Source organism: Variovorax sp. Varisp53, from assembly GCF_059491555.1.
The window spans coordinates 2,664,940-2,683,511 of the sequence record NZ_CP168512.1 but is presented as its reverse complement, the minus strand read 5'-3'; the positions used below and the strand labels follow the sequence as shown (position 1 = coordinate 2,683,511).

Below are 18,572 nucleotides of genomic sequence, written 5' to 3'. Positions count from 1 at the left end.
GCTTGTGTGACATCGGTGTGACACCCCTCTGTCGAGGGAAAATGCCTTCGTTTCCCTCGCGATCCATGTGACGCTGTCACGCAACCGTCATGGTCCGCGCCTAGCCTTGCGAACCTCGCTGTCGCGCGAATCTGGAGGCTGCGCGCTCTGTCACGGCGCTACGATCAAACACAACAAGACACCCGCCTTCTTCTCGGAACCACATGCAAAACGGCACCCGCCTCGCAGCAGTCGACCTGGGCTCGAACAGCTTCAGGCTCGAAATCGGACAGGTCGATCACGGCCAGATCCACCGCACCGAATACCTCAAGGAGACCGTGCGCCAGGGCAACGGACTGGACAGCGCGCGCAACCTCACCACCGAAGCCATGCAGCGCGGCTGGGACGCCCTCGCCCGCTTCGGCGAGCGGCTGGCCGGCTTCAAGCGCTCGCAGGTGCGAGCCGTAGCCACGCAAACGCTGCGCGAAGCACGCAACCGCGAAGAGTTCCTGCTGCGTGCACGCACCATCCTGGGCTTCGGCATCGACGTGATCCCGGGCCGGGAAGAAGCCCGCCTCATATATCAAGGTGTGGCGCACATGCTCCCGCACACCGACGCATCCGAGCGCGAGCGCCGGCTGGTGGTCGACATCGGCGGGCGTTCCACTGAAATGATCATCGGCCACGCGCTCGAGGCCGAGCTGGTCGAGTCGTACCGCGTGGGCAGCGTCGCCTGGTCGATGAAGCACTTCGCCGAGGGCCAGTTCACGCCCGCAGCCTTCCGCGCCGCCGAAGTGGCCGCCAAGGCCGTGCTCGACGATGCGCTTGGCAGCTACACCCGCGACCAGTGGGACGTGGCCTACGGCGCCTCGGGCACCATCGGCGCGGTCGGCGACGTGCTCGCTGCCGCGGGCGCCGAATCGGGCCTCGTCACCCGCGAAGGCCTCGACTGGCTGCTCGACCGCTTGCTCAAGGCCGGCAGCGCCGACAAGCTGCGCATCGACGGCATGCGCGAGGACCGCAAGGCCGTGATCGGCGGCGGCGTGAGCGTGCTGCGCGCGGTGTTCGATCTGCTCGGCATCGAGGAAATGAAGGTGGCGCAGGGTGCATTGCGCCATGGCGTGCTCTACGAATTGCTGGAACGAGACGAGAGCGTGGCCGACATGCGCACGGCCACCGTGGCCCGTCTGGCCAGCCGGTTTTCGGTCGATGCGGCCCAGGCCAAGCGCGTGGGCGAAACGGCCGCGTCGCTGTTCGTGCAGCTCTCCCCCGCCGCACGCGGCGGCAGCACGTCGAGCCGCGCCGGCCGCGCATTGCGCAAACTGGGTTGGGCGGCCCAGCTGCACGAGATCGGCACGCTGGTCTCGCACAGCGACTATCACAAGCACGGCGCCTACATCCTCGACAACACCGACGCGCCCGGCTTCGCGGTGAACGAGATGCACGCGCTCGGCCAGCTGGTGCTTGGCCAGCGCGGCAAGCTGCGCAAGCTCGAAATCGCGCTGGACGACGAGACCTTCGTCATGCAGCTGCTGTCGCTTCGGCTCGCGATCATCCTGTGCCATGCGCGCCGCGATCCCGATCCGCTCGCGCTGCATCTCGCGGCATTGGGCGCCAGGGCTTTCACGATTGCCTGCGCGCCCGACTGGGCCGAGGCCTACCCGCAGTCCGCACACCTCCTGCGCGAAGAAGTGCAGGCCTGGCAGAAGACCAGCACCTGGCGCGTGGAACTCAGCGGGGCCTGAGCCGCTTTACTTGGGGTCGAGGCCGACCGTCCGACCGGCTGTCGCATGGGCCATGCGAGGCTCGTCGTCCCCGAACATCCCGGCATAGGCAGGCTGAACGACCTGGGCAAGCCCTTGCCTCAGCCCTTCCCGGGCAACCGCAGGATCGCTGAGCAGGCCGTCATACCGGAAGTAGGTCGGCTGGCTCAAGTCGGAGGTATGGCTTGCCTGGTAGAGGACAGCCTGATGCTCGTCTCTGAGCAACTGCTCGACCGCCACGATGGGCTTGAAGCTCGAAGTCGCATCGGATGCCCCATAGGCAGTCGTGATCCGCAGGATCAACGTGCTGTAGCCGGGGGTCGGCTGGAGTTCCGGCACCTTCATCTCGGGGAGCTTTCCGGTCGCGCGCATGAAAGGCGTCAGCTTCACCTCGCGGCCGCCGTCCCGCAGGCGCGCCGCCAGCCGCTCTGCGAAATAGCTGTTGAGCCCCATGGGCACACCGCTGTTCCTCACCGCGGCCGTGAACTCCTTGCTGCGCCGGTCCGTGCGGTCGGCCGTCGTCATCCGGCTGTTGGTGTCGATGCCAAGTGCCAGCAGCGCGCCGATGGGCCCCAGGAACCCGGCAAAGCCCGTCAGCCCCGAACCGCCGCCATCCACGACGATCAGTTCGTCTTCCTGGTTGTAGATGATTTCGACCTTCGCCACCGCCCGGGCGGCATCGTGGCGGGCCTGCAGCGCAGGCGGAGGCGTGTCCGTGGCGCACCCTGACACAAGGGCCGCGGCAACAAGCAGGGGAGTCAGCGTTTTCAACGACATGCCCGCGCTTTCCCGCAGCAGGTTCGTGAAGCTTCTTGGCGAGAGGTTGAGCAGTTTCATGCGCGTTCCCCAGTGAGTTGGCCGACTGGCAATGGCCTTTCCCCTCATCGGGGCCAGGCGGACTGCCGTGGAGTCACTGTAGAAATTGCGCCGCTTTCGCACATGAGCGGTGCGCCCCTTTTCCGGGGAGACAAGCGCCCCTCCCCGCCTGGTCTGCAACCATGACAAAGCGCCTGCCCGGAAGCGGCAGGCCGGGGGGCGCCTAGATGAGTTCGGGCGACTGCACCGTGACGACGACGGTCTGCACGTCGCCGTCGCGCTCGCGCGTGCGGATCCACCACAGCGCGCCCTTGCGCACCGGGCAGCTGTCCTGCTTGAGGCCGAGCAGGAGCGAGATGGCCTGCCCCACCGAGGGCTGGTGGCCGATCATCAGCACCACCGATTTGCCGTTGGGCCAGCCGGCCGCGCCGAGCAGCGCCTCGGGCGTGGTGTCGGGCGCGAGTTCCGAACGCAGCTTGTACTTGCGGCCCAGGGCCAGCGCGGTCTGCTCGCAGCGTCGCGCGGGGCTGCAGATGATGCGCGTGCCGTCGGGCAACTGGCGGTCCAGCCAGCTGGCCATCCGCTTGGCCTGCTTCTCACCGCGCGGGGTGAGCGAGCGCTGCATGTCGTCGCAACCCTCGGTCCAGTCCTCGGCTTCGGCGTGGCGCCAGAAGATCAAGTCCATGGTCATGGTCCTTCGTGCGTCAGTTGCTGGATGCATCGCGCAGATGCCCTCGTGAAGCATAGCGGTTCATGAGCGCAGACTGCGCACCATGAGCCTCGATGGCGCGCGCCACGCCGTCCTCGCCCGGATGCGTGTCGTGGTCGATGCGCGTGTAGATGCCGTCTGCGCCCAGGTCCCAGGCGTCGCGCCCGTCGTGCAGGTAGGCCACCAGGCATTCGTCGATCAGCCGCTGGCGCAGCGCGGGGTCCGTCACGGGCCACGCGAGTTCGATACGCCGCATCATGTTGCGGTTCATCCAGTCGGCGCTCGACAGGTACAGCGACTCGTCCTCGCCGTTGCGGAAATAGAAGACCCGCGAATGCTCCAGGAAGCGCCCGATCACCGAGCGCACGCGGATGTTGTCGGTCAGACCCGGCACCTGCGCGGGCAGCGTGCACGCGCCGCGCACGATCAGGTCGATCTTCACGCCCTTTTGCCCTGCGCGGATCAGCGAGGCGATGATCTCCTCGTCGGTCAGCGCGTTCATCTTGGCGACGATGCGCGTGGGGTGGCCCGCCGCAGCGGCCATGCCCAGCGCATCGATCTGCGCCGTGATGTTCTTGTGCAGGTCGAACGGCGCCAGCCACATGCGGTTGAGTCTGGGCAGCCGGCTCTGGCTGGCCATGTGCACGAACACCGATTCCATGTCGGCCGTGAGCAGCGGGTCGGCCGTGAGGTGGCTGATGTCGGTGTAGAGCCTGGCCGTGCGCGGGTTGTAGTTGCCCGTGGAAAGATGGCCGTAGCGGCGCATCTGCTTGCCCTCGCGCCGCGTCACCAGCAGCATCTTGGCGTGGGTCTTCAGGCCGACCACGCCGTACACCACCTGTGCGCCGATCGACTCGAGCATCTCGGCCCAGTTGATGTTGGCCTCTTCGTCGAAGCGCGCCTTCAGCTCCACCACCACCGTGACTTCCTTGCCGCGGCGCACCGCTTCGCGCAGCAGATCCATCAGTTCGGAATCGGTACCCGTGCGATAGATGGTCTGCTTGATCGCCAGCACCTGCGGGTCGAGCACCGCTTCACGAAGGAACGCGAGCACGCCCTCGAAGCTCTCGAAAGGTTGGTGGATCAGCACGTCGCCGCGCTGCAGCCGCTCGAAGAACGACTGCGCCGGCGACAGCGTGACCGGGTACGACGCCGGGTATGGCGGGAACCGCAGCTGCGGCTCCTCGAGCAAGTCGGCCAATTGGGTGAGCCGTGCCAGGTTGACCGGCCCGTGCACGCGGTACAGCGACTGCGGCGGCAGGTTGAACTGCGCCAGCAGAAAGCTCGCGAGCGACTCGGCACAGCTCGCCGACACTTCCAGCCGCACGGCCTGCCCGTAGTGGCGATGCTGCAGCCCCTGGCGCAAGGCGGTGCGCAGGTTCTTCACGTCTTCCTCGTCCACTGCCAGGTCGGAATGCCGAGTGACGCGGAACTGCGAAAAATCGCCTACCTCCCGCCCCGGGAACATGCTGGCAAGGTGCGCACGCACCACGCTCGACAGCGCCACGAACAGTGTCTTGCCGTCCGACACCTTGGCCGGCATCTTGATCAGGCGCGGCAGCACGCGCGGCACCTTCACGATCTGGATCGGGTTCTCGCGCCCGAACGCGTCCTTGCCACCCAGCCGCACGATGAAGTTGAGCGACTTGTTGGCCACCTGCGGAAACGGATGCGCCGGATCGAGCCCGACCGGGATCAGCAGCGGGCGCACCTCGCGTTCGAAATACTCGCCGACCCACTTGCGCTGCGCCGGATTGCGCTCGCCGTGCGAAATGATGTGGATGCCATGCGTGGCAAAGGTCGGCATCAGCTCGTCGTTGTACAGCGCGTACTGGCGCGCCACGAGCTTGTGTGCCGCTTCGGCCAGCCGCTCGAACGACTCGACGGTGTAGACGCCCTTGCGGTCGCCGGCGCTGCCCGCGATCAGGTGCGGCGCGGCGCGAACCTCGAAGAACTCATCGAGGTTGGAAGACACGATGCAAAGGTAGCGCAGCCGTTCGATCAGCGGCACCTCGGGCCGATGAGCCCAGTCGAGTACCCGTTCATTGAATGACAGGATGCTGTGGTCGCGGTCGAGCAGCGTGAACGTGGGCGCCGCGACGGCTGGGGACCGGTCTGCGGGGGCGAGTGGCATGGGCACTGATTCTGGAGCAAGCGGCACGGGAGCACACGTAGGCGGAAATATGACAGTGTCGATGTCGTTTGTGACGCTCTCATGACACTCTCGTGACGCCACCGCCGCCGTCTTGTGGGGCTCCATCATGCCCGGAGACAGGGCGGGCAACCCGTTGTGAGACGGGGCAGCCGCCGGCTTCATGCGCCCAGGAAATGCTTGCGGTAGCGCGCCGGCAAATCGTCGATTCGCATCAGCATCGGCAGGTCGGCCGCGTTGAAGTCCGGGTCCCAGGCCGGCGCGCCGAGCACCTTGGCGCCCAGGCGCAGGTAGCCCTTGATGAGCGCCGGCGGCTCCACGTCGAGCGTGCTGTCGAGCCGCTCGACCGGCAGCGGCAGGCGGGGCTGCACCTGGTACTGGATCGGCGCCATGTGCTTGGCCGACACCTGGCGCCAGATGCTGGCCGCCGCGTCGCCGTTCGTGACACCGTTGTGTGACATCGGAATGCTCGCGCAGCCGATCATCGTGTCGAGCTTGTTGCGATGCATGAAGCCGGCCAGCGCGCCCCACAGCGCGAGGATCACGCCGCCCTGGCGGTGGTCCGGATGCACGCAGCTGCGGCCCAGCTCGACCATGCGCTCGCGCAGGTCGCGCAGGCGGGTGAGGTCGAACTCGGTGTCGCTGTAGGTGCTGCCGACGCGGCGGGCCTGGGCCGGCGTGAGCACGCGGTAAGTACCGATGACCTGCTGCGTCAGCTCGTCGCGCACCAGCAGGTGTTCGCAGAAATCGTCGAACAGGTCGATGTCGTGGCCGGCCAGCGGCGAGGAGACCCGGGCGCCCATTTCGCCGACGAACACGTCGTAGCGCAGGCGCTGGGCGGCTCGCACGTCGTCCAGGTGGCGGGCCCAGCCCACGGTGATGCCTTGCTTGGACTCGACAACCGGCGGCAGGATGACAGCAGGCGCCTGAGGCACCGACGTGCGGGCAACCGCAGGCACACCGGTTGCGGGAGCGGGCCACAAGGCCGCGCGCAGCCCGATCTGTGAAAGCGGAAACGTCGGGTTGGGCAGTTCTTTCATGGGGAACCCTTTCTGCCGAGGGAGTCTCCGCACCTGCCATGAAGCGCGCGTGTCAGGAAGATTGCAGCCGCATGACGGTGTGCGGCGCGCCGCTTCGTCGTTTAATGCAGTGGATTCGCGACATGGAGTTCCCAGACATGCCCCTCGACGCAAACGGCACCGACAGCAACCGCCTTCACCAGACTTTCCCGGTCCTCAGTGACACCGAGATTGCGCGCATTGCGCACTTCGGCACCGTGCAGCAGTTTGCGCGCGGCAGCCGGCTCTTCACCGCCGGGGAAACCGGTCCCGGCATGTTCGTGCTGCTCAAGGGCGTGGTGGCCGTCACGCAGCGCGACGGCCTTGGCCACGTCGTGCCCATCGTGCGGCAGGGGCCGGGCGAATTCCTGGCCGAAGTCGGCCAGTTGAGCGGCCGCCCTGCCCTGGTCGATGGCCATGCCGACGAAGACGTCGAGGCGCTGCTCGTCTCCCCCGCGCAGTTGCGCGCACTGCTGGTGGCCGAAGCCGACCTGGGCGAGCGCATCACCCGCGCGCTGATCCTGCGGCGCGTGGCGCTGATCGAGTCCGGCGCCAGCGGCCCGGTGCTGATCGGCCAGCCGCAGTCGCCCGACATGGCACGGCTGGAGAACTTTCTTCGCCGCAACGGCTATCCATATCACCTGGTCGATGCCGCCGAAGACCCCGACGCCGCCGCGCTGCTTGCGCAATACGGCGCCAGCAAGCTGCTGGCCGTGTGCCCCGACGGCTCGGTGCTGGTCAACCCGGCCGACGACGCGCTCGCGCGCTGCCTGGGCATGGTCGACACCGCCGAGCGCAACGAGCTGTTCGACGTGGCCGTCGTCGGTGCCGGGCCGGCAGGGCTCGCCACCGCCGTCTATGCGGCCTCCGAAGGCCTGCGCGTCATCGTGCTCGACTGCCGCGCCTTCGGCGGTCAGGCGGGCGCGAGCGCGCGCATCGAGAACTACCTGGGCTTCCCGACCGGCATCTCGGGGCAGGCGCTGGCGGGCCGGGCTTTCGTGCAGGCGCAGAAGTTCGGCGTCGAGATGCTGATTCCGGCCAAGGTGGTGTCGCTCGACTGTTCGCGCGACAACGCCCTCGACAGCCTGGCCGTTGCGCTGGCCGATGGCCGCACGATCCATGCGCGCACCGTCGTCATTGCCAGCGGCGCGCGCTACCGGCGACCGGAAGTACCGCGTCTCGCCGAATTCGAAGGCCGCGGCATCTGGTACTGGGCCTCGGCCATCGAGGCGAAGATCTGCGCGCAGCAGGAGGTGGCGCTGGTCGGCGGCGGCAACTCGGCGGGACAGGCCGCGGTGTTCCTGTCGCGCCACGCGGCCAAGGTCAACGTGCTCGTGCGCGGCCCGTCGCTGGCCGCCAGCATGTCGCGCTACCTGATCGACCGCATCGAGGCCACGCCCAACATCTCGCTGCAGCCCCACACCGAACTCGTGCGCCTGCACGGCGACTCCGACGAAGGCCTCACCGGAGCGACCTGGCGCTGTCACACCAGCGGAGCCGAACATGACTGCCCGGCGCGCAACATCTTCCTGTTCGTTGGCGCCGAGCCCGAAGCCTCGTGGCTTGAAGGCTGCGGGGTGGCCGTCGACAAGCACGGCTTCGTGCTCACCGGCGCCGCCGCGAGCAGCGGCTTTCCGGCGCGGCCAGCCGCGGCGCTCGAATCGAGCGTGCCGGGCGTATTCGCCGTGGGCGACGTGCGATCGGGTTCGGTCAAGCGCGTGGGCGGCGCCATCGGCGAAGGCGCGGCCGCGGTCGCGCTGATCCATCAGCACCTGTCGCAGGCCTCGGCCGTGGCCTGAGCCGCGCATCCATCCGCCAAGCCAGGCCAAACAATTGCGCCCCGCACGCGTTCGAAAGGCCGCGTATATGCTGCCGGGCTCGCATCACATCACGGAGTGCAAGTCGACATGCCCGCATCGCCCATCGAGGTTTATTCCTGGCCCACGCCGAACGGCCACAAGGTTCACGTCATGCTGGAGGAGTGCGGCCTGCCGTACCACGCGCACCCCGTGAACATCGGCAAGGGAGATCAGTTCGCGCCCGAGTTCCTGCAGATCAGCCCGAACAACAAGATCCCCGCCATCACCGACCCCGACGGTCCCGACGGCAAGCCCATCTCGCTCTTCGAATCGGGCGCCATCCTCGTCTACCTTGCGGGCAAGACCGGCAAGTTTCTGCCCACCGGCGATCGCGAACGCTACGACGTGCTGCAGTGGCTCATGTTCCAGATGGGCGGCGTCGGCCCCATGCTCGGCCAGGCGCACCACTTCCGCCTGTACGCACCCGAGAAGATCGCCTATGCCATCGACCGTTACAGCAACGAAGCCAAGCGCCTGTACGGCGTGATCGACAAGCAGTTGTCGAAAAACAGGTTCATTGCCGGCAAGAGCTATTCGATTGCCGACATTGCAATCTTTCCGTGGCTTCGCAGCTGGGAGAACCAGGGCATCACCCTCACCGACTTTCCGCACCTGAAGGCCTGGTTCGACGGCATCGCCGCGCGCCCCGCCGTGCAGCGCGGCGTGAAAGTGCTGGCCGACCTGCGCCAGCCGATCACCGGCGACAAGGAGCGCGAGATTCTTTTTGGCAAGACCCAGTACGAGAAACGCTGAGAAGTCCGAGAAGGGCCAAGATCCGGGCTAGAATTGAAGGCTTGTCGGGGTGTAGCGCAGCCTGGTAGCGCATCTGGTTTGGGACCAGAGGGTCGAAGGTTCGAATCCTTTCGCCCCGACCATAGAAAACGCAATGCGGACAGTCACTCAAGTGGCTGTCCGCATTTTCGTTTCTGCGGGGATGGTGTCCCTGTAGCCGTCGGCAGCGTTCGCTTCAGGTGCAGGCCTTGCACTCAAAAAAGGATCACCCATTCGCCGCGCAGGTATCGATAGTGGTAGCTGGGCCCCGAAAAGGTAGTGCTGCGGCTGTAGCCCGCGCCAAAACGAAATACCTGCGAGCCCCTGACCGGACTTTGAAGGCTCAGGTCGAACAATCTCGTTGGTTGATTCAAATCGTGGTTGATCGTCTCGTTGCCAAGCCCCGCCGTCAGGGAGGCCGTCCATCCCTGGAAACGGTGCCGCCAACCGATCGCCAGCATCGACTCGCTGTAGCTCTTCGGATTGAAATAGGCTCTGTCCACGTCCTCATGGGTGCTTCGGTACGTTCGATAGCGCGCCTGCAAGGTCAGCCCCAGATCGAGTGACGGCTGATAGATCAGCCGCAGGCGGGCATGGTCCCGTCGATTGCCGTCCGAAAAATATTGCTGTCCCAGCAGTCCGACCAGAGTCAAATGGCTTCCCAGCCCCTGGTCCACGGCAACCCCGACAAACGAAAAATCGATCCCGCGGTCCAGGGACTTCGGAGTTTCCACCCAGTCGCGGGTTACGAGAAACTCCACCGCGGTACTCTTCGTGGGTGACATGCGGTAACTGCCGTCCAGTGTCAGCAGCGTGTGCCCTCCCTGCTGAAACAGGCCGGCCTCCAGGGCCCCTCCATCGCCAGTCCTGGATTCGATCGAGCGGGCTAGAAATGAAATCTTCTTTCCGACCCTTTGCCAGCTATCTTGCTTGTATTGGTAGTCGGAGAGACGAAAACCCAGGTAGCGATCGGCATTCTCGAAAGCAGGAAAGAATTCGGCCGATACCCTCCTCGACTGAAAATGATCGCTGTCGCTGGTCAGGAAAAATTCCGTGCCAAAAGCCATGTCGCTTGGTTTTTCCTTGCCTTTTTCTTCTTCGGCTTTACAGGGTCCAGCCAGCACCATGGCCCCGGAGAGAACGGCAATGGAATATCTCAACGCCTCCATCATTTCGTCCCCCAGGCCTTGGGCTTTCTGAACAACTCATCCAGATATCCGAGAATACTGGCGGGCTGCAGCAGCAGGCTGTACAGGAGCACGTAAACGAAGAAGCCCTGGATATTTTTTCGCACGACCAATCCCGTTTTCTTGAACATTCTGCGTTCGATTGAAAACATCAGAAGACTCAACGCGAATGCCGCCGGTATCAGCGCGAGCGTCATTACGCCCACAATCCAGTAATAGCCGAAAAGCGCGAATATGATTCCTGGAATGAATCCGATCGTGTATGCCAGATCCAGCCATGGAAACACCAGATTCCAATAAATGAAAAATGTCGACAACCTGGGTTTGAAGAGGATTCCCGGGTGCTTGACAAAGGCCTCGGTCATGCCGCGCGCCCATCGCTGGCGCTGCTTGACCAACTGCCTGATGGTGCTGGGCACATTGGTAAACAGGCACGCATCCTCACAGTGACCCACCCGATACCCGGCTTTCAGCAGGGCCCACGTCAGCACGATGTCTTCTCCCACGCACTCAGGCCACCCTCCGACCTCGATCAGCGCGGCCCGGTCGTAGATGGAAAACGCGCCCTGCGCAACCAATGTGCCTTGAAACAGCGATTGCACCCGCTTGATTGCTGCAATACCGTGAAAATAGTCCCATTCCTGGCAGCGGGTAATCCAATTTTGCCTCGAGTTCCGGACCAGGATTTTTCCTGCGACGGCCCGGGTATTGGGTGGATCGGCTCGGTAACGCTCGACAATGCTGGCGAGGGCTCCTCGGTACAGAAAAGAGTCGGCATCCACGGTAACGACCAGGTCGTGCAAGACTTCCTTGAATCCGATATTCAGGGCCCGGGCTTTGCCTCCATTTTTTTTCAGATCGACGAAGGTGAGCCAGGAGTACTGATCCTTGGCTCGCTGAACAACAAGAGAAGTGTTGTCCGTGGATCCGTCGTTGATCACGAGAACCTGCAGTTCGCCAGGATAATTCTGGCGCCCGATGCTGGCAAGCGTCTCCTCAATGGAGGCTTCCTCGTTGTAAGCGGCCACCAGAATGGAAATCGGGGGATAGACGGACAACGGGGAATGCGTCGGTCTCTTGTCGAGAAGCAGGCTTATGGCCATGAAGGCATTCATGAAGCCCGGAATAATGGCAATTCCATATACCAGGAAAATGGCCAGCACGGTACCGACGTAATGCTTCAAATCGGCCAGCCATGCCTCCGCAGCCCATATTGAAAATCCCATCCACGCGGTGGCACCAATTAACGCGATAAGGAATTTCCCGGAAACCGACAGGTAAAGCAGTGGCAGTGCTTTTTGACCATCTTCGTTCATATCGCCCTTGATAGTTCCATGGAATGTAACGCTCAAGAAACGTGCTGAACAGTCTGTTCAACCCACTCGCGCGGCTTTGGCGCCACGCGGATTCGGTCAGACTTCCCTGATTACGAAATTAGGCTTCCCTCCGAACCAAACCTGATTCGGCTCCCGCGTGGCGTCGAACTACGGTCCCGCCCTGCGAGTCAAGGCGCGGAACTCGGTAGAATCCGCCGCTGCCGACTGTAGGTAAAGCATCTAAGTCGTTGATTTTCCGGGCATCCCTCCAGCCTGGAATCTGCCCGTAGCTCAGTTGGATAGAGCACCTGCCTTCTAAGCAGGTTGTCGGGGGTTCGATCCCCTCCGGGCAGGCCAATCCCGCATTTCATGCAGCTTCACGCTGCCTCAGAACTCGCACTTCTCACAGGGGCGGCGGGTTTTTCTTTGCCTCTCACAATGTCGGGCCGTAGCATCGAATCTTCGTAATTTGTCGGTACTTCTTCAGGTACCTGCACGTGGCCTGAATCCAGGTACCGACAGCACGGGGATCACCATGCCACTGACCGACGCATTCGTGAGGCACGTAAAGCACAAGGGCACTGCAATCCGCGAGCGCTACGCCGATGGCGGCGGCATGTACCTTCGGGTCAAGGCGGCGGGTAGGTACTGGCGCATGGATTATCGTTTCCACGGCAAGGCCAAGACCCTGGCGCTCGGTCTTGCGACGTCGACAACTAGAAGTTGTCCGCGGTGAATTTCGGGATGTCGCGCGCCATGGCCAACAGGGCCTGCGCTCGGGTGGCCACGAACTGAGCAAGGCCCTGTACGAAAGCGACTTCCTCTCCCATGTACGCCGGGTCCGCCGCCTGCGCCGGTGCCTCTTGAAGTGCGAACTCACAGAGTCGCGTCAACTCGCGTGCGAAGTACCTGCGGTCAATGCCCATGCGCATGCAGAAGTCCGCAAGCGCGAACGAGCGCACTGCTTCCAGCTCGAACTCATCTCCGAATGCCATCGCCAACTCGTGATGGAACCCCGCGTACTGCACGACACTCACCAGGTCATACAGCGGCGTCGGCGTGAGCCCGGTGCGGTCGACGAAGAACGAGATGTTCTTGCCGTGCGAATCGCTGTTGCCGAAGAGCAGCGTCGCGACCGCCCAAAGGACCAGGCGCTGCATCCCCAGCGCCGGTTCGACGAACCCGGGCCTGAGTGTGCCGAGCTTTTCGAAACTGGCGCCATCGCGAATGTGCCGCACCTCCGGTTGATCCCCCACGTTGCGCTCGTACTTTGCACTCACCGACAGATCCAGTGCCTGGCACCCATCAATGATGTGCAACCGCTCGACACCGTCCGGCGTCCTGCGGCGGTCGAACCGCTCGATGCTCAAGACCGGCGACGGTACCCGCAGGATGCTCACATGTGCGGCACTGGGCGCCTTCCAGCGTCGCATGCTGATGCGATTGGCCAGTTGCATGCAGAAATGCTCGTTGGCTACCATGAACCTCGTTTTCTCGCGCGCAGGCTCAGGCTTGAGGATGTGCGTAGATGACAGCACCCCGTCAACCAGGAACAGTTGGTCTTCTTCGATGGCCACCAGAAGCTTGTCCTGGTGCCCCGCGATGGACATGCGCACTTTGCCGTCCCACCGGTTGAAGGGTTCGTTCGCGCGGTTGTCGATCCGTGCCTGCAGCTCTTCGAACGGCAGGCGCCGGCGCAGTGGCGCCTGCTCGGCCGGCACTTGGCCGGTGGAGATAAAGCTCAGCGCGCCAGCAGTCTCATGTCCGAGGTGGCGAAGAAGGCCAAAGACGTTGTTGCGCGCCACGCGAGCATCGTTGGCCGCCACAGCCAGTGCCTCGCCTTCAGGGAGCAGGTTCTCCAAGAATCGGCGGATGGCCTGCGGCGCTGCGCCACCCTCCAAGGGCAGGTGTGGCGAGAGCGGGTACCGGCTTGGCAACGCCCGCCAGGCAGCGTCATAGTCAAAGTGGAAGGCATCCTGAGCCTGGTCGTAGCCCAGCGTGCCGACGCGCACGGCTCCCGCGTAGACGTCCAGCATGTACCCGTCCATCACCGCCCCTCCCCCGCAGACGGGTCAAGCGCTGCCTCGAGGGCAGGAACGGCGCTCTTGGGCACGACGAGCATGCGAAGGCCCAGGCTCTCGAGCACCAGCATGAGCTTGTCCGAGGTCACGGGCTTGCCGTTCTCCAAACGCGAAAGCAAGTCGCTGGAGACTCCGCTGAGGGATGCAGCGTCGTCGATGCGCATGCGCGACTGGGCGCGTCGATTTCGCACGAGCTTGCCGAGTTGCTCGAGGGATGCCACGGCTGGACTTAGGTTCTGCTGGAATTCAGGAAGTGTGCGGGCCATATTGTTCCGTATTTCCGGAATTATAACCCAAAAGCTGAAAATCCCCCATTAATTTCGCAATGACGGAACAATTCTACACCGGCATCTCTAAAGGCGCTTGTTCCGACATGCCGGAACAAACAGTGTTTGAATGGCAGGCATCGCGGTCACCACCGTAGCGTGACCCGTTAGGCCGAGTCACGATATCGGCAGCCAGTAGTGCGGCGCTGGCGAGCCCACTGAGAAGCTACCTGCGCTTCCGACGTTCGAGGGTGGCTCGAAGGGAAAGCTCAAAGTAGCCATGTCGTCCTCCTTGAACGGTTACGGGCGGGATTGCCCGGGACCGCCCCCGGCACTCCGCAGCGCCGCAGTCAGGGTTCGAAGACGGTCGCAGGCCGCCAGCGCGCCAAGGAGGTCGCTCACACCTGACAGGGACCTCAATCCGTAGTGTGGACGTGACCGAACTGGGCGCGGCGATGATCCTGGCGTCCACGTTTCCGACTAACCATCACGTGCATCGGAGCTACGCCGCGGCACGACAGCGGATCACGGCTTCAACTGCCGCCTGACTCCGCCGATCGCTCGATCTGCGTCCGGAAGTGCCGTGCGACTGGACTGTCGTCCCAGACGACGGCCCTGCCATCGTCGACCGCCTGGCGTCCGTAGACGATCCATGCATCGCAGACAGTGCCAATGGACTGGACCATCTCGAAGCGCTCTGCATGCGCCGTGTTATGTCCGTCGTTGTTCCGGGCCTGCGGTCGCCGGGTGTCCTTTGGACTTTTAGAGCCGACTTGAGAATGCAGCCTGTTCAAGGCCGGGACAAGGCGCAAACAAGATAGGCCGGTTCTCCTTTGTTATCGTGAAGTTACCAAGCACCACGAAGCAACTGAGACCAGCCTATGCAGCGGATTCTAGCGAGCATCACCAGCCTCGAACAACACGCTCAGGCCTTGGCCGAAGGTGGTGAGGCTTACCGCCCGACAGCGTGCCCGCACTGCCGGCATGGCGGGCTGTGGCGACACGGTTGCTATCACCGCAAGGCCGATCGCGGCGCGGGTCGCGGCGAGTCGCTCAATCCGGTGGCGGTGCTGCGCTTCCTGTGCCGGGCATGCGAGCGCACGTGCTCGCGGCTGCCGGCATGCATCGCGCCTCGGCGCTGGTATGACTGGGCCGTGCAGCAGGTGGTGTTGTTGCTCGTGTTGAGTGGCTGCTCGGTGCACCGTTGCGCGGTCTGCACGTGCCGTGATCGCCGCACCGTGCGGCGCTGGAGGGACTGGCTGCGGGGTCGCAGCGAGGGCTTTGCCTTCTTCCTGCGTAGCCGGTTCCCGGAGTTCGGACGATTCGCCGATCACGAATCGTTCTGGCGCAACGTGATCAACAGACTGTCGCTGCAGCAGGCCATGGCCTGGCTGGACCGGGACCTGATCGTCCCGTGATGAGTCGCCCCTGAATCGCGCGCGGACAGCGCAGGCCCCGCCCGGGCGGGGCCCCCACACACTTTGCCCCCTGCCGTCGCAGACGGATCGCCGCTGTCATCGGACCTCCACAACCTGAAGGTGCATGACATGAAGCAAATCGATCCCAAGGCCTTGTTCCGGCTGTCCGTGCTGGGGCCACTGGTCAGCCGCGAACGACTCGAGCGTGGCGAGTTGCAGCAGGTGATCCGCGAACTTGCGCAGCGCGAGTACGCCATTCCCCAGTCGCAGCGCCGCCATCTGGGCGAGAAGACCATCCAGGCTTGGTACTACGCATGGCGCCGCGAGGGCATCAATGGGCTGGAACCCAAGATCCGTGCGGACCGCGGTCAGTCCAAGATCGCGCCGGCGATCCAGGAGGCGGTGCTGGCGGCCAAGCGGGACAATCCGCGGCGCTCGATCCGCCAGATCCTGCGTTTGCTCGAAGTCGCCGGAATCGTGGCGAGCCAGAGTCTGTCGCGCTCGGCGATTCATCGGCTGCTGCACCGGCACGGCCTGTCGCAGATGGCCGGCTCGGCCAGCCTGCCCGAGGAGAAGCGCAGCTTCACAGCCGAGTTCGCCGGCTCGATCTGGTACGGCGACGTGATGCACGGCCCGCGTGTTCCCGTCAAGGGGCAGCTGCGCAAGACCTACATGGTGTCGCTGATCGACGATGCCTCGCGACTGGTCGCGCACAGCGCGTTCTGCCTGGGCGAGACCGCGCTCGATGTCCAAGGGGTGCTCAAGCAAGCGCTGTTGCGTCGTGGAGTGCCAACCAAAATCGTTGTCGACAATGGCGCCGCTTACCGGGCCCACACCCTGCAGGGCTTGTGCGCTCGGCTGGGCATCCATCTCATCTTCTGCCGCCCTTATGCCCCAGAGGGAAAGGGGAAACTCGAGCGCTGGCATCGGACATGTCGGGATCAATTCCTCACGGAGATTGACGAGCGCCACATCACGAGCCTGGGCGATCTCAATGCCCGTCTGTGGGCCTGGCTTGAGCAAATTTACCACCAGACGGCGCACGGCGGCCTCGGTGGCATGACGCCGCTGGCGCGCTACCAGCGCGACCTGCCCAGGATCCGCAGCCTGGGTGCCAAGGCCGCTCATCTCGATGCGCTGTTCCACCACCGGGTGCCGCGCTTCGTGAGGAAGGACGGCACGGTGTCCTATCTGGGCCGGCGCTTCGAGGTGCCCTATGAGCTCTCGGGCAAGACCGTCAGGCTGGTGGTCGATCCGCACGCCGAGCGTGTCGTGGGCGTCGAGGACGAGGCTGGTGCATCGCTGGGCAGCGCCACCGAGCTCGATCAACTCGCCAACCAGCACCGCACCCGGCGCAAGCCCGACCCCGACGTGGCCACAGGCAGTGTGCGCAGTGGTCCCAACCTGGTGGAGATCGCCCTGGCCCAGTACCACGGCACGAAGGAGCAATGACATGTACCTTCAGCACTTCGGCTTGCGCCACCCGCCGCTGGGCAAAGATGTTGCCCAGCCCTGGGATGACGGCGCCCTGGAACAACTCACCCAGCGCTTCAACTGGCTGCTGCAATCGCCGGGCATCGGCCTGCTCACCGGCGAGCCCGGCGTGGGCAAGACTGCCGCCCTGCGCAGCCTCACGCGCGCGCTCAACCCGCACCGCTACCTGGTGCTCTACCAGGCCGAGACCGACTTCGGGCGCGTGGACATCTACCGCGGCCTGGCGCGCGCCCTGGGGATCGAGCCCAGCTACCGGCGCGCCCAGCTCTGGCGCGACATCAAGCAGCGCGTGCACGAACTGGTCGACACCAAGCAGGTGACGCCGTTGTGGATCATCGACGAGGCGCAGAACCTGCCGTGCGAGTTCTTCCGCGACTTCCCCGCGTTCCTGAACTTCGCCTTCGACTCGCGCGACCTCATCACCGTCTGGCTCGTCGGGCATGTGGCATTGGCGCAGATGCTCGAGCGTGCGCCGTATGCCGCGCTGTACAGCCGCATCCAGGCCCGCGTCCAGCTCAAGCCCGTGGTGGAGCGCGAACGCTTCGCCGCGCTCATCGAGCACGCCCTGACGAGTGCCGGTTGCCAGCACACCGTCGTCTCCACCTCGGGCATGGAAATCCTGCGCCAGGCCTCCAAGGGCCTGCCCCGGCAGGCCGGGCGCATCCTGTGCACCGCCATGCGACTGGCCGTGCCCAAGGGGCTCAACCATCTGCCGGACGAGGTCCTGCAACTGGCCATCGCGGAGCTGCAATGAAGAAAGCCTCAACACCAAAGAGGTTCGACGACGTGCCGCTGCCCAGGCTCAGCGACGATGCCGCCGTCGAGATCTACCACTTCCTCGAATACCTCTTCGATCTCTTCGAAGCGCGCTACGGCGATCAGATCAGCCGCTTCTACGAAGACCGCTCCAGGCACAACCTCGTCGAACCAGACCCGAACCTCGAACTCGACGACCCGCCGTTCTGAGGTCCCCGCCAACTTGCTCATCAACGCCGCCAGCTTGACCGCCGGCGGCGTTGCTCATGGTGCCTCGCGAGTGCCTGCGATCACGCCCGACCGGTCGACCGCTGACCACCTTCGTCTCACCTTCCTCGCGGTCCGCGTCCGGGCTATGCGAGCCCGGGACGCCACCCTCCGATCGGCCTCACTTAGCGCGGGACCGGCTCTCGAAACTATCGTGGGACGTAACACGCCGTCGCGAAGGAAGTGAAGACGATGCCCGCGCTGTAGCGTCCTTCTGTCAGACCGGACTGGACAGCAAGCACCGTCGGCTCGTGGACGATGATCGGCCAGTCGGAAAAGGTCGACATAAGCTCTGCGTTGCAGTCTGCACACCCACCTTGCCAGCGCCCTCCCCGCCTCCCCTGGACCGCACCAGCGCCATGGACTGGCTGGGCGAAATGAAGGAGTCGACCACCACCATGGCCGTGCGATAGGTGCCCGTGATCTCGGCCGCGGCCGGATGCACGGCGCACTGAAGCAGGTAATCCGCCTCCCCGGCGATCAGCGCGCGCGCCGCTGTGGAAGTCGTCGAACAACACGATGCGGCAGGCTTGCGCAATGCCGTGCGCGGCCAGGTACTGCTGGAGAACGAAGTGATGGTTGCTGCCCTCATGGCCCAGCGTTGCAAAGATCAGCATGTGTTCGCCTTGGCAGTGCCGCACGGCCGGTGACAGTGGGTCGGCCTCGACGGCCACCTGATG

The 18,572-nt window shown here is 64.5% G+C and carries 18 protein-coding genes and 2 tRNA genes; 11 read left to right on the top strand and 9 right to left on the bottom strand.

From position 1 onward, the window contains the following. Positions 1-203: 203 nt before the first annotated feature. Complete coding sequence (locus tag ACEOAB_RS12485) at positions 204-1,724, top strand: Ppx/GppA phosphatase family protein (protein ID WP_007836646.1); 1,521 nt, start codon at positions 204-206, stop codon at positions 1,722-1,724. Between the two features lie 6 nt (positions 1,725-1,730). Here ACEOAB_RS12485 and ACEOAB_RS12480 read toward each other — a convergent pair whose 3' ends face one another. The 4 genes from ACEOAB_RS12480 to ACEOAB_RS12465 all read right to left on the bottom strand — a co-directional run bounded on the left by ACEOAB_RS12480 (position 1,731) and on the right by ACEOAB_RS12465 (position 6,459). Beyond that, complete coding sequence (locus ACEOAB_RS12480) at positions 1,731-2,579, bottom strand: hypothetical protein (RefSeq protein ID WP_413748824.1); 849 nt, start codon at positions 2,577-2,579, stop codon at positions 1,731-1,733. Positions 2,580-2,781: 202 nt separating this feature from the next. After that, on the bottom strand, positions 2,782-3,243 hold the full coding sequence (locus ACEOAB_RS12475) for a SixA phosphatase family protein (protein WP_007836643.1): 462 nt from the start codon (positions 3,241-3,243) through the stop codon (positions 2,782-2,784). Positions 3,244-3,262: 19 nt separating this feature from the next. Then, positions 3,263-5,401: a polyphosphate kinase 1 gene (gene ppk1, locus ACEOAB_RS12470; RefSeq protein WP_413748823.1), complete on the bottom strand. Its 2,139-nt coding sequence runs from the start codon at positions 5,399-5,401 to the stop codon at positions 3,263-3,265. A 179-nt stretch (positions 5,402-5,580) separates the two neighbouring features. Then, the gene (locus ACEOAB_RS12465; RefSeq protein WP_056599291.1) at positions 5,581-6,459 is read right to left on the bottom strand and encodes a GNAT family N-acetyltransferase; all 879 of its coding nucleotides are present in this window, start codon (positions 6,457-6,459) and stop codon (positions 5,581-5,583) included. A 137-nt stretch (positions 6,460-6,596) separates the two neighbouring features. Between ACEOAB_RS12465 and ACEOAB_RS12460 the strand changes: the two genes are divergently transcribed. The 3 genes from ACEOAB_RS12460 (at position 6,597) to ACEOAB_RS12450 (ending at position 9,211) form a co-directional block, all read left to right on the top strand. Next, positions 6,597-8,276 carry an FAD-dependent oxidoreductase gene (locus tag ACEOAB_RS12460; protein WP_413748822.1) on the top strand — a complete coding sequence of 560 codons (1,680 nt, stop codon included), beginning with the start codon at positions 6,597-6,599 and terminating at the stop codon, positions 8,274-8,276. Positions 8,277-8,384: 108 nt separating this feature from the next. Next, positions 8,385-9,089: a glutathione binding-like protein gene (locus ACEOAB_RS12455; RefSeq protein ID WP_007836635.1), complete on the top strand. Its 705-nt coding sequence runs from the start codon at positions 8,385-8,387 to the stop codon at positions 9,087-9,089. 45 nt (positions 9,090-9,134) lie between these two features. Next, positions 9,135-9,211 (top strand) — tRNA-Pro (locus ACEOAB_RS12450). A gap of 111 nt (positions 9,212-9,322) precedes the next feature. On the opposite strand, the gene ACEOAB_RS12445 is transcribed toward ACEOAB_RS12450, so the two are convergent. Both ACEOAB_RS12445 and ACEOAB_RS12440 read right to left on the bottom strand, forming a co-directional pair. Continuing rightward, positions 9,323-10,276 (bottom strand): porin family protein, encoded by a 954-nt coding sequence (locus tag ACEOAB_RS12445; RefSeq protein ID WP_413748830.1) that lies wholly within the window; start codon positions 10,274-10,276, stop codon positions 9,323-9,325. Further along, entirely contained in the window at positions 10,276-11,646 is a 1,371-nt protein-coding gene (locus ACEOAB_RS12440) for a glycosyltransferase family 2 protein (RefSeq protein WP_413748821.1), read from the bottom strand. The genes ACEOAB_RS12445 and ACEOAB_RS12440 overlap by 1 nt, the downstream gene beginning before the upstream one ends. A gap of 244 nt (positions 11,647-11,890) precedes the next feature. On the opposite strand from ACEOAB_RS12440, the gene ACEOAB_RS12435 reads away from it, so the two are divergent. Further along, positions 11,891-11,967 (top strand) — tRNA-Arg (locus ACEOAB_RS12435). Between the two features lie 178 nt (positions 11,968-12,145). Continuing rightward, on the top strand, positions 12,146-12,346 hold the full coding sequence (locus ACEOAB_RS12430; protein WP_330897712.1) for an Arm DNA-binding domain-containing protein: 201 nt from the start codon (positions 12,146-12,148) through the stop codon (positions 12,344-12,346). Here ACEOAB_RS12430 and ACEOAB_RS12425 read toward each other — a convergent pair. The 3 genes from ACEOAB_RS12425 to ACEOAB_RS12415 form a co-directional block, all read right to left on the bottom strand. After that, complete coding sequence (locus ACEOAB_RS12425; RefSeq protein ID WP_413748820.1) at positions 12,327-13,646, bottom strand: HipA domain-containing protein; 1,320 nt, start codon at positions 13,644-13,646, stop codon at positions 12,327-12,329. The two genes, ACEOAB_RS12430 and ACEOAB_RS12425, sit on opposite strands and share 20 nt — an antisense overlap. Before the next feature lie 11 nt (positions 13,647-13,657). After that, on the bottom strand, positions 13,658-13,957 hold the full coding sequence (locus tag ACEOAB_RS12420) for a helix-turn-helix domain-containing protein (RefSeq protein WP_330897710.1): 300 nt from the start codon (positions 13,955-13,957) through the stop codon (positions 13,658-13,660). A 533-nt stretch (positions 13,958-14,490) separates the two neighbouring features. After that, positions 14,491-14,643, bottom strand: a complete 153-nt coding sequence (locus ACEOAB_RS12415; protein WP_495653759.1) for a hypothetical protein — start codon at positions 14,641-14,643, stop codon at positions 14,491-14,493. A gap of 195 nt (positions 14,644-14,838) precedes the next feature. Between ACEOAB_RS12415 and ACEOAB_RS12410 the strand changes: the two genes are divergently transcribed. The 5 genes from ACEOAB_RS12410 to ACEOAB_RS12390 all read left to right on the top strand — a co-directional run bounded on the left by ACEOAB_RS12410 (position 14,839) and on the right by ACEOAB_RS12390 (position 18,542). Beyond that, positions 14,839-15,375, top strand: coding sequence for a hypothetical protein (locus ACEOAB_RS12410; protein WP_413751254.1), 537 nt, complete (start codon positions 14,839-14,841; stop codon positions 15,373-15,375). A gap of 129 nt (positions 15,376-15,504) precedes the next feature. Then, complete coding sequence (locus ACEOAB_RS12405) at positions 15,505-16,827, top strand: DDE-type integrase/transposase/recombinase (protein ID WP_413751255.1); 1,323 nt, start codon at positions 15,505-15,507, stop codon at positions 16,825-16,827. Between the two features lies 1 nt (position 16,828). Next, positions 16,829-17,623: an ExeA family protein gene (locus ACEOAB_RS12400; RefSeq protein WP_495653010.1), complete on the top strand. Its 795-nt coding sequence runs from the start codon at positions 16,829-16,831 to the stop codon at positions 17,621-17,623. After that, entirely contained in the window at positions 17,620-17,835 is a 216-nt protein-coding gene (locus ACEOAB_RS12395) for a hypothetical protein (RefSeq protein WP_413751391.1), read from the top strand. Before ACEOAB_RS12400 ends, ACEOAB_RS12395 begins: the two co-directional genes overlap by 4 nt. A 554-nt stretch (positions 17,836-18,389) precedes the next feature. Beyond that, on the top strand, positions 18,390-18,542 hold the full coding sequence (locus ACEOAB_RS12390) for a hypothetical protein (protein ID WP_413750642.1): 153 nt from the start codon (positions 18,390-18,392) through the stop codon (positions 18,540-18,542). Positions 18,543-18,572 lie beyond the last annotated feature (30 nt).